The 10,318-nt window shown below is 75.5% G+C and carries 10 protein-coding genes and 1 pseudogene; 10 read left to right on the plus strand and 1 reads right to left on the minus strand.

All coding sequences use genetic code 11. From position 1 onward, the window contains the following. Positions 1–40 precede the first annotated feature (40 nt). On the minus strand, positions 41–1,285 hold the full coding sequence (locus tag BMW62_RS11935) for an isochorismate synthase (RefSeq protein ID WP_091931078.1): 1,245 nt from the start codon (positions 1,283–1,285) through the stop codon (positions 41–43). A gap of 148 nt (positions 1,286–1,433) precedes the next feature. Here BMW62_RS11935 and BMW62_RS11940 point away from each other — a divergent pair, with 148 nt between their 5' ends. From BMW62_RS11940 to nuoE, 10 genes and pseudogenes are all read left to right on the plus strand, one after another. Further along, entirely contained in the window at positions 1,434–2,117 is a 684-nt protein-coding gene (locus BMW62_RS11940; protein WP_244523994.1) for a demethylmenaquinone methyltransferase, read from the plus strand. Positions 2,118–2,187: 70 nt separating this feature from the next. Then, positions 2,188–3,711 (plus strand): HNH endonuclease signature motif containing protein, encoded by a 1,524-nt coding sequence (locus tag BMW62_RS11945; protein ID WP_091931080.1) that lies wholly within the window; start codon positions 2,188–2,190, stop codon positions 3,709–3,711. Positions 3,712–3,833: 122 nt separating this feature from the next. Then, a complete protein-coding gene (locus tag BMW62_RS22645; protein WP_170852347.1) occupies positions 3,834–3,980 on the plus strand; it encodes a hypothetical protein in 147 nt (48 codons plus the stop codon). Between the two features lie 7 nt (positions 3,981–3,987). Further along, positions 3,988–4,647 carry a phosphoribosyltransferase gene (locus tag BMW62_RS11950; RefSeq protein WP_244523995.1) on the plus strand — a complete coding sequence of 220 codons (660 nt, stop codon included), beginning with the start codon at positions 3,988–3,990 and terminating at the stop codon, positions 4,645–4,647. Between the two features lie 88 nt (positions 4,648–4,735). Then, on the plus strand, positions 4,736–6,004 hold the full coding sequence (locus BMW62_RS11955) for a geranylgeranyl reductase family protein (protein ID WP_091931081.1): 1,269 nt from the start codon (positions 4,736–4,738) through the stop codon (positions 6,002–6,004). 89 nt (positions 6,005–6,093) lie between these two features. After that, entirely contained in the window at positions 6,094–6,456 is a 363-nt protein-coding gene (locus BMW62_RS11960) for an NADH-quinone oxidoreductase subunit A (protein WP_091931123.1), read from the plus strand. 13 nt (positions 6,457–6,469) lie between these two features. Then, positions 6,470–6,922: pseudogene (locus tag BMW62_RS11965) on the plus strand (NADH-quinone oxidoreductase subunit B family protein); the annotation flags it as partial. 218 nt (positions 6,923–7,140) lie between these two features. Further along, entirely contained in the window at positions 7,141–7,890 is a 750-nt protein-coding gene (locus BMW62_RS11970) for an NADH-quinone oxidoreductase subunit C (protein WP_091931083.1), read from the plus strand. Positions 7,891–7,906: 16 nt separating this feature from the next. Next, the gene (locus tag BMW62_RS11975; protein WP_091931084.1) at positions 7,907–9,238 is read left to right on the plus strand and encodes an NADH-quinone oxidoreductase subunit D; all 1,332 of its coding nucleotides are present in this window, start codon (positions 7,907–7,909) and stop codon (positions 9,236–9,238) included. Then, positions 9,235–10,317: an NADH-quinone oxidoreductase subunit NuoE gene (gene nuoE, locus BMW62_RS11980; RefSeq protein ID WP_091931085.1), complete on the plus strand. Its 1,083-nt coding sequence runs from the start codon at positions 9,235–9,237 to the stop codon at positions 10,315–10,317. The genes BMW62_RS11975 and nuoE overlap by 4 nt, the downstream gene beginning before the upstream one ends. The last annotated feature ends 1 nt before the right edge of the window (position 10,318 follow it).

Genomic DNA, 10,318 nt, shown 5'->3' on the forward strand with positions numbered 1-10,318 from the left:
GTGGTCTTGGACGGAAACGACACCGGCTCCCGAGGTCGGGTCAGGACTCCAGCGCGGCCTGGAAGGCGGCGAACTTCGACTGGGTCTCCGCCAGCTCGGCGGCCGGGTCGGAGCCGGCGACGATGCCGCAGCCGGCGAACAGTCGCGCCCCGCCGTCGCCGGTGAGCTCCGCGCAGCGCAGCGCGAGCCCGAACTCGCCGTCGCCCCGGGCGTCCATCCACCCGACCGGGCCGGCGTAGCGGCCGCGGTCCATGGCCTCGAGCTCACCGATCAGCGCGGCGGCGTCGGTGGTGGGGGTGCCGCAGACGGCGGCCGTGGGGTGCACCGCCCCCACGAGCTCCAGCAGCCCGGCCGACGCGCGCTGGCGGCCGACGACGTCGGTGGCCAGGTGCCGCACGTTGGCGAGGGTGAGCAGCTCCGGTTCGGCCGGTGCGGTCAGCTCGGCGCAGTAGGGCTCCAGCGCGCGCACCAGGGAGTCGACGGCGAGCGCGTGCTCCGCCCGGTCCTTCGCCGACCCGAGCAGCGCCGCGGCGAGCCGTTCATCCTCCGCGCCCGCCCCGCGCGGCGCGGTGCCGGCCAGCACGCGCGAGGAGAGCTGCCGCCCGCTGCGCCGCAGCAGCAGCTCGGGGGTGGCCCCGAGCAGCCCGTCGACGGCGAAGGTCCAGCAGCCGGGGAAGCGCGCGGCCAGGCGGTGCAGCAGCCGCCGCGGGTCGAGGGCGGGTTCGGCGGAGACCAGGAGGTCTCGGGCGAGCACCACCTTGGCCAGGTCGCCGGCGGCGATCCGCTCCACGGCGGCCGCGACGGCGGCGCACCAGCTCGCGGGGTCCAGCGCACCGTCGGCGTAGCGCAGGCGGGGGGCGGGGCCGGTGCCGTCCCGGACGGGCGCCGGCAGCTCCGCCGCGGTGCCGATCGCGGTGACCCAGCCGACGCCGCCGCGCCGCCCCACGACCACCTCGGGGACGACGAAGACCGACGTCCCGGCCACCGGGTCGAAGGCGATGCTGCCGAAGAGCACCGGACCCGAGCCGGGGACGCCGAGGTCGTCGCCGACGTCCAGCCCGGCCGAGTACTCCCCCCACCAGTCGGCGGCCTCGGCGAGCGCGCGGGGGCCGGACACCTCGAGCCGGGCCGCTTCGCCCCAGCCGACGAGGCCCTCGCCGCGGCGCACCCAGGACAGCCCGCCACCGGCCGGCAGCAGGTCGAGCAGCTCGCCCGCGGCGTCGGCGCGGACCGTGCTGACGGTGCGCGCGGCCGCTGCCGGGGAGGTCAGGGCGGCCGCGGTCACGTGTCCTCCTCGCTGCGCTCGGCGGGCCCGTGCCCGCCCCGGTGCTGTGCCTTCGGCGTCCTCGCAAGCTCGGCCGCATGATCAGAGTAGGAGGCCTTGTAGCGTCGATGCCGTGGCAGACCGGCGAGACAACCCGCACACTGCCGGCGTGAGGGCCGGTCTGGACAAGCGGCCGGCCGAGGTCGCGGCGATGTTCGACCGGGTCGCCGAACGCTACGACGTCACCAACACGGTGCTCTCCGGCGGCCTGGACGCCTCCTGGCGGCGGGCCACCCGCGAGGCGCTCGGTGCCCGCCCCGGGCAGACGGTGCTGGACGTCGCGGCCGGGACGGCGGTCTCGACGGTGGAGCTGGCGGCCGGTGGTGTGCGCGCCATCGCCTGCGACTTCTCCCAGGGCATGCTCCGTGCCGGCGCCGCCCGTCCGGTGCCGAAGGTGGCCGGCGACGCGATGGCGCTCCCGCTGGCCGACGAGAGCGTCGACGGCGTCGTCATCTCCTTCGGCCTGCGCAACGTGGCCGACCCCGACGCCGCGCTGCGCGAGTTCTCCCGGGTGACCCGCCCGGGCGGCACGCTGGTGGTCTGCGAGTTCTCCAGCCCGACGTGGGGGCCGTTCCGCACCCTCTACACCGAGTACCTGATGAGGGCGCTGCCCCGGATCGCCCGCGCGGTGAGCAGCAACCCCGAGGCCTACGTCTACCTGGCCGAGTCGATCCGGGCCTGGCCCGACCAGCCGGCGCTGGCCGCCCGGCTGCAGGAGGCCGGCTGGGCGGACGTCGCCTGGCAGAACCTGACCGGCGGCATCGTCGCGCTGCACCGGGGCCGCAAGGGGTGACCCAGGCCGGCTGAGCCGAGCCGAGCCGAGCCGGCGCAGACTTGTCGTACCTCGCACGTATGTTCGAGCCATGACCACCGCCGAGCTGTCCCGCAGCGCGGTCGAGGGTGCGCTCGTGGGGTGGCTGCTCGAACGGCGGCCGACGGTCGCGCGACTGCCGGTGGGGGTGCTGTCCGCGGCGGAGAAGGCCGCCGAGCTGCAGCGGCTGCAGGCGCGCCGGGCCATGGACGCCGCCTACGAGGCCGAGCTCGTGATGGGGCTGGCCGCCGACCGGCCCGACACCGACGACCCACCGCCGGGGCATCCCGGGGCGCGCCGCCGCGGGCCGGGGTCGCCGGTGCCGGGGACGAGCGAGTTCCTGCCCGACGAGCTGGCGGCGGTGCTCAACTGCTCCCGGCCGTTCGCCACCGGCGTGCTGTCCGACGCCTACGTGCTGGTGGAGCGGATGCCCGCGGTGTGGGCCGCGTGCGCGGCCGGTGAGCTGACCTGGTTCCGCGCCCGGGTGTTCGCCGGTGTGCTCGGCCACGCCTCGGACGCGGTGATCGCGGCCGTGGTCCCCGCCCTGCTCCCCGGAGCGGCGGGGCTGTCGTCCGGCCGGTTGCGCGCACGGCTGGTGGCTGCCGCGATCGCGGCGGACGAGGAGTTCGCGGAGCGGCGGCGCGTCGAGGCCGAGGCGCGGGCCGGTGTGCGGGTGCACGCGACCGGCGACGGGCTCTCGGCGCTGACCACCGAGCTGCCCTCGCCGGTGGCGGCGGCGATGTGGTCGGCCATCGACCAGGCCGCCCAGCTCGCCCGCACCGGTGGCGACGACCGGCCGATCGGGGTGCTCCGCGCGGAGGCGCACGCCGCCCTGGTGCTGCGGCCGTGGGACACCTCCCGCCCGGCGATGACCGGGCAGGTCACGGTGGTGGCGCCGTTGGGGGCCCTGGGCCGGCCGGCAGGCACCGGTGCACCCGTCGCATCGGGCGACCTCGGCAGCGAGGCGGGGCCCAGCGTGAACGGCACCCCGATCACCGCGGGCCACCTCCGGGAACTCCTGGCCCGGCTCGGCGCGCTGGAGGTCCAGGCCCCGCCGGGCGGCAACCTGGCGGTGGCGGTCACCGACGACGACGGTGCGCTCCTCGCCGCCGTGACCGCCGCCGAGCTGCGCCGACTGGCCACCCGCGGCTGCCCGGCGCACGGCGTGGCCGCCGACTGCGGCTGCTCGCTGCTGGGGCGCCCTGCGCCGGTGGCCGGGCACGATCCCTCCGCCGCCCAGGAGCGGTTCCTCCGGCTGCGCGACCGCACCTGCCGGCACCCGGGTTGCGGCCGGCCGGCCGGGCGCACCGACGCCGACCACGTGGTGCCGTACGACTGCGGCGGTCGCACCGCCTGCGAGAACCTCTGCTGCCTGTGCCGCAGTCACCACCGGCTGAAGACCTTCGCCCGCGGCTGGCGCTTCGTGCTGCTGCCCGACGGCACCCTGCAGGTGACGACGCCCAGCGGGGTCACCCGCACCACCCGGCCTCCCGGTCTCCGCGACCTCACGGCGCAGCCGGCGCTCCCGGGACCACGCCGGGCGGAGGTCTCGGCGGAGGAGCCGCCGCCGTTCTGAGGTACTGCACCCGCGGGATGGGCGGGCGTGGTGCGGACGCGTGCGGTGCGGGCGCGTGGTGTGGACGCGTGCGGTCTGGGCGCGGGGTGGGGAGGTCGGCGGAAGTGGCCTAGCGTCGAGCCATGACCAGTTCTCCGACGCCGCAGCCCCAGGATCCCGACTCCGCGCCGACGGACCCGGTGGAGCCGCTCCCCGACCCGATCTCGAAGCCCGACCCCGACGACCCGGGCACGCCGCGACCGGAGTCGGACCCGGTCCCCATCGTCTAGCACCGCCGTGCAGCGCGCCCGTTACGCCGACCGCCGCGACGCCGGGCGGGTGCTGGCGGGCGCGCTCACCGGGCGTGCGGACGCCGGTGCGCTGGTGCTCGGGCTGCCCCGCGGCGGTGTCGTCGTCGCGGTCGAGGTGGCCCGCGCCCTCGGCGCCGAGCTCGACGTCCTCGTCGTCCGCAAGCTCGGCGCACCGGCGCAGCCGGAACTGGCGATGGGTGCGCTCGCCGCGGTCGGCGACCGCGTGGAGACCGTCTGGGTGGCCGCGGTCCGCGAGCGCCTCGACCCGGACCCGGCCGCGGTGGCCGCCGTCCGCGACCGGGAGCTCGCCGAGCTGCGCCGCCGGACCGAGGCCTACCGCGGCGCTCGGCCGGCCCCCGTCGTGGCCGGTCGCCACGTCGTGCTCGTCGACGACGGCCTCGCCACGGGCGCGAGCATGCGCGTCGCCGTCACCGCGGTGCGCGCGAACGGGCCCGCACGCCTCACCGTCGCCGTCCCCGTGGGCCCACGATCAGCCCTCGCCGAGCTGGCCGGCGCCGTCGACGACCTCGAGTGCCCCCTCACGCCGACGGGCTTCCGATCGGTCGGGCAGGCCTACGACGACTTCTCCGAGACCTCCGACGAGGAGGTGCTGGAAGCGCTGCGCCGAGGGGGGTCTGTCGGCTAGATCACACCGCGGCCTAGACTCGGGACCGACGACTTTGTGAACTCTTTCACAAGGCCGACCGGGCTCGACGACGGACCGGAGGGGCGAGATGGCGCGGACCACAGCGGTGCACGCGGCCGACGTCGTGGTCGTCGGTGCCGGGCCGGCCGGCTCCAGCGCCGCGTGGCACCTGGCCGGGGCCGGGCTGGACGTCGCGCTGCTGGAGAAGGCCGAGTTCCCGCGGGAGAAGGTCTGCGGCGACGGCCTGACGCCGCGCGGGGTGAAGGCGCTGCACGACATGGGCGTCGACACCGCAGGGGCGGGCTGGGTGCGCCGCCGCGGGCTCCGCGTGCACGGCGGCGGGCGCATCGCCGAGGTCGACTGGCCGCGGCTGGCCTCCTGGCCCGACCACGGCCTGGTGCGCACCCGCCGCGAGCTCGACGCGCTCCTGGCCGGGCACGCCCGGTCCGCCGGCGCCCACCTGGTCACCGGGACCACCGTCACCGAGCCGCTGCTGGACGAGGGCGGGCAGGTGGTCGGCGTCCGCGGCGAGGTGGGGGACCGGGAGCCGGTCACCTGGCGGGCGCCGCTGGTCGTCTCCGCGGAAGGGCTCTCCGGCCGGCTGGCCAAGGGGCTCGGGCTGCTGCGCCGCACCGACCGCCCGCTCGGGGTCGCCCTGCGGGGGTACGTGCGCAGCCGGCGCAGCGACGACGACTACCTCGACATCGCCTTCGACCTGACCGCCGACGGCCCCTCGCGCGAAACCATGCCCGGCTACGGCTGGATCTTCGGCATGGGCGACGGGACGGCGAACGTCGGCTACGGGCTGCTCGACACCCGGCGCGGCACCGGGGCGGACCGGCGGTCGGTCCTCCGCCGGTGGCTGGACCTCTTCCCCGCCGAGGAGGGGCTGGGCGAGGAGGACGCCGTCGGCCCCCTCCGCGGCGCGGGGCTGCCCATGGCGCTCAGCCGCGGCCCGGCCTACACCCGCGGGCTGCTGCTCGCCGGGGACGCCGCCGGCACGGTCAACCCCTGCAACGGCGAGGGGATCAGCGCCGCGCTGGAGAGCGGCCGGATGGCCGCCGAGACCGCGGTGGCCGCGCTCCGGCAGCCGGCCGGTGCGGCGCGCGAGGCGGTCCTGCAGCGCTACCCCGACCGGCTGCGCGCGGAGCTCGGCCGCCACCACCGCCTGGGTCTGGGCTTCCTCGCGCTGCTGGCCCGCCCGGCGGTGGTCCGCCTGGCCATGGCGCGCGGCCTGCGCCGACCCGCGATCACCGACGCCGCGCTGCGGGTGATGGGCAACCTGTCCGACGGCCGCGACGGCGACGTCGTCGACCGCGCGCTCGCCGTGCTCCTGCGACTGACCCCGGCGACCTGAGTGGCTGCCGTGACGATCCGCCCCGACATCGACGCTCCGTGCCCGGACCGTGACCCGTACGTGACCTCCATCACCCTAGGGTGCCGCTGATGCTCTCGACATACGTCCCGATCGTCGGGCTCTTCGCGCTCGCCGCGGCGTTCGCGCTGTTCTCGGTCGCCGTCGCCCCGTTCGTGGGGCCGCGACGGCACAACCGCGCCAAGCTCGCGGCCTACGAGTGCGGCATCGAGCCGGTCGACCAGCCGCTCACCGGGGGCCGGTTCCCGGTGAAGTACTACCTGACGGCGATGTTGTTCATCGTCTTCGACATCGAGATCGTCTTCCTCTACCCCTGGGCCGTCGCCAACGACGCCCTCGGCGTGTGGGGCCTGGTCGCGATGGTCCTGTTCATCGGCACCGTCTTCCTCGCCTTCGCCTACGAGTGGCGGCGCGGCGGGCTCGAGTGGGACTGAGGGGAGTCTGACCATGGGTCTCGAGGAGAAGATCCCCAGCGGTGTTCTGCTGACCAGCGTGGAGAAGCTGGTCAACTGGACGCGCAAGTCGTCGCTGTGGCCGGCGACGTTCGGGCTGGCCTGCTGCGCCATCGAGATGATGGCGTCGGGTGCCGGCCGCTACGACCTCGCCCGGTTCGGGATGGAGGTCTTCCGCGCCTCGCCGCGGCAGGCCGACCTCATGATCGTCGCCGGCCGGGTGAGCCAGAAGATGGCCCCCGTCCTGCGCCAGATCTACGACCAGATGCCCGAGCCCCGCTGGGTGCTCGCCATGGGCGTCTGCGCGAGCTCGGGCGGCATGTTCAACAACTACGCGATCGTCCAGGGCGTCGACCACGTCGTCCCCGTGGACATGTACCTGCCCGGCTGCCCGCCGCGGCCGGAGATGCTCATGGACGCGATCCTCAAGCTGCACCACAAGATCCAGCACGAGCCGCTGGGCCCGAAGCGGGCGCGGGAGCTGGAGCGGGCCCGCGAGGAGGGCACCGCGCGCGACCTGCACGTCGAGATGCCCTCGACCGTGCGCGTGGACAAGCAGCAGCGGCGCGCCTACGAGGAGGCGGCCGCCCAGGGCCGCGCCGGCCAGTTCGCCATCGAGCAGCGCGGCGGCAACGCGGTGCTGCTGCCCGGCGAGAGGGGGTCCCGGTGAGCAACGACGGCGGGGCGGTCGTCCCGGGCCGCGAAGAGGCCGGGTACGACGCCAGCACGGCGCCCGCGGGGGGCTTCCGGAAGGGCTCGTTCGGCGTCAGCGGCAGCGGCGACACCTCGGGCTTCGGCGGGCTGGTCCGCGTCGAGCCGGGCGGCGCGGTGGCGCTGCACTCCACCGACCGGCCCTACGGCGGCTGGTTCGACGAGGTCACCGACGCGCTGATCGAGGCCGTCGGCGAGGGCACCTACGCCGCCGCGGTGCAGCGGGTGCTGGTCGACCGCGGCGAGATCACCTACTTCGTGGCCCGCGAGCACCTGCTCACCCTGGTGCGGGCGCTGCGCGACGACGAGGCCCTGCGCTTCGAGCTGTGCAGCAGCGTGTCCGGCGTCGACTACCTCGACAGCGGCGGCCCCGCGGTCGCGCCGGGCCGGCCGCGGCTGCACGTCGTCCACCACCTCACCTCGATGACCTACCGGCGCCGCATCCGGCTGGAGGTGGCGGTGAGCGCGGAGGACCCGCACGTCCCGTCGGTCACCGGCGTCTACCCGACGGCGGACTGGCACGAGCGGGAGGCCTACGACATGTTCGGCATCGTCTTCGACGGCCACCCGGCGCTGACCCGGATCCTCATGCCCGACGACTGGGACGGCTTCCCCCAGCGCAAGGACTACCCGCTGGGCGGGATCCCCGTGGAGTACCACGACGCGACGATCCCGCCGCCGGACACGCGACGGGCCTACCGGTGACCGAGGAGGGGCGTCGATGAGCACGACCTACGACCCCGCCGACCCCTACGCGGGTTCGCGGGAGACCACCGAGGGCCGGGTCTACACCGTCACCGGCGGGGACTGGGACGTCACCCTCGGGGCCGATCCGCACGGCGAGGAGCGCCTCGTCGTCAACATGGGCCCGCAGCACCCGTCCACGCACGGCGTCCTGCGGCTGGTCCTCGACCTCGAGGGCGAGACCGTCACCAAGGCGCGGGTCGTCATCGGCTACCTGCACACCGGCATCGAGAAGAACACCGAGTACCGCAACTGGGTGCAGGGCACGACCTTCGTGACCCGCATGGACTACCTCGCGCCGCTGTTCAACGAGGCCGGCTACTGCCTGGCCGTCGAGAAGCTGCTCGGCGTCGAGGCCCCGCCGCGCGCGCAGACGATCCGCGTGCTGGTCATGGAGCTCAACCGGATCGCCTCGCACCTGGTCGCCCTGGCCACCTTCGGCATGGAGATGGGCGCCCTCACCGGCATGACCAACGGCTTCCGCGAGCGGGAACTGGTCCTCGACCTGCTCGAGGAGATCACCGGCCTGCGGATGAACCACGCCTACATCCGCCCCGGCGGCCTGGCGCAGGACCTGCCCGAGGGCTCGGTCGAGCACATCCGCGAGTTCCTCGAGTTCTTCCCGAAGCGGGTGGCCGACTTCCACCGGCTGCTCACCGGGCAGCCCATCTGGCAGCGCCGGCTCAAGGACGTCGGCTACCTCGACGTCACCGGCTGCGTCGCCCTCGGCGTGACCGGGCCGATCCTGCGCGCCGCCGGGCTGCCCTGGGACCTGCGCAAGGTGGAGCCCTACCTGGGCTACCAGACCTACGACTTCGAGGTCCCCACCGCCGACACCTCCGACGCCTGGGGCCGCTACCTCGTGCGCATGTCCGAGGTGAACGAGTCGCTGAAGATCATCGCGCAGGCGCTCGACCGGCTCGAGCCGGGGCCGGTGATGGTCGAGGACAAGAAGATCGCCTGGCCCGCCCAGCTCTCGCTCGGCCCCGACGGCATGGGCAACTCCCACGAGCACGTCGCGCACATCATGGGCCAGTCGATGGAGGCCCTGATCCACCACTTCAAGCTGGTCACCGAGGGCTTCCGGGTGCCGGCCGGCCAGGTGTACGTGCCGATCGAGTCCCCGCGCGGCGAACTCGGCTACCACGTCGTCAGCGACGGGAGCACCCGCCCGTGGCGCGTCCACGTGCGCGACCCCAGCTTCGTGAACCTGCAGGCCACGGCGGCGATGAGCGAGGGCGGCATGATCGCCGACGTCATCGCCGCGATCGCCTCGATCGACCCCGTGATGGGGGGAGTGGACCGATGAGTGCACTGCCAGGCAGCCCCGAGGGGACGGCGGTGACCGGGCTGGACTCCAGCCCGGTCGACGTCGACTCCCTGGCCGAGGTGCCGCCGCTGCCCGAGCGGGCCCGCCTCGAGGCGCGGGACATCATCGCCCGCTACCCGGTGGCCCGGTCGGCGCTGCTGCCGATGCTGCACCTGGTGCAGAGCTACCAGGGCTACGTGACCCCCGAGGGCGTCGCGCTGTGCGCCGAGGAGCTCGGGCTGACCAAGGCCGAGATCGGCGCGGTCGCGACCTTCTACACGATGTACAAGCGCCGCCCGACCGGCCGCCACCTGGTCAGCGTCTGCACGAACACGCTGTGCGCCGTCCTGGGCGGGCAGCGGATCATGGACGCGCTGTCGGCCGACCTCGGCGTGCACCACGACGAGACGGCCGTCGACGGCTCGATCACCCTCGAGCACGCCGAGTGCCTCGCCGCCTGCGACTACGCGCCGGTGGTCACCGTCGACTACGAGTTCTACGACCAGCAGGACGTCGAGAGCGCCCGCGAACTGGTCGCGGCCCTGCGCCGGGGCGAGAAGCCGCTGCCCACCCGCGGCGCCCCGCTCACCGACTTCCGCGGCGTCTCCCGCCAGCTGGCCGGGTTCTCCCAGCACCCCGACGCGGCCGCCGCGGCCGCCGCCGTCGACGCGCCCGGCGACTACGGGCCGACCCTGCGCGGGCTGCGCCTGGCCGAGGAGCGGGGCCAGTCCGCGCCGCCGATGCAGGGGCCGGAGCCCGAGCCGGCGGACACGGGGGAACCCCCGGAGACCGTGCGCCCGTCAGGGACCACCGGCGAGACCCCCGCGCAGGAGGCCGCGGACGCCCGCGTCGCCGCCGCGGACAACCCGGCGGAGGAGGCCGGCGCCGCCGGCTCGCACCCCGACGCACCCGAGCCGTCGGGCCGGGCGCTGGCCGACCAGGACGACGGCACCGAGACGCCCGCGGGCGCCGAGCCGGGGACCGGCGACCAGAGCCCCGCCACCCCGCCCCCGGCGGGCGAGGGGTCCGGCGGGCCCTCCCGCACCATCCAGGGCCGAGCACCGAAGCGGAGGCGCTGAG

Source organism: Blastococcus sp. DSM 46786 (assembly GCF_900109665.1).
Taxonomy (GTDB): Bacteria; Actinomycetota; Actinomycetes; order Mycobacteriales; family Geodermatophilaceae; genus Blastococcus; species Blastococcus carthaginiensis.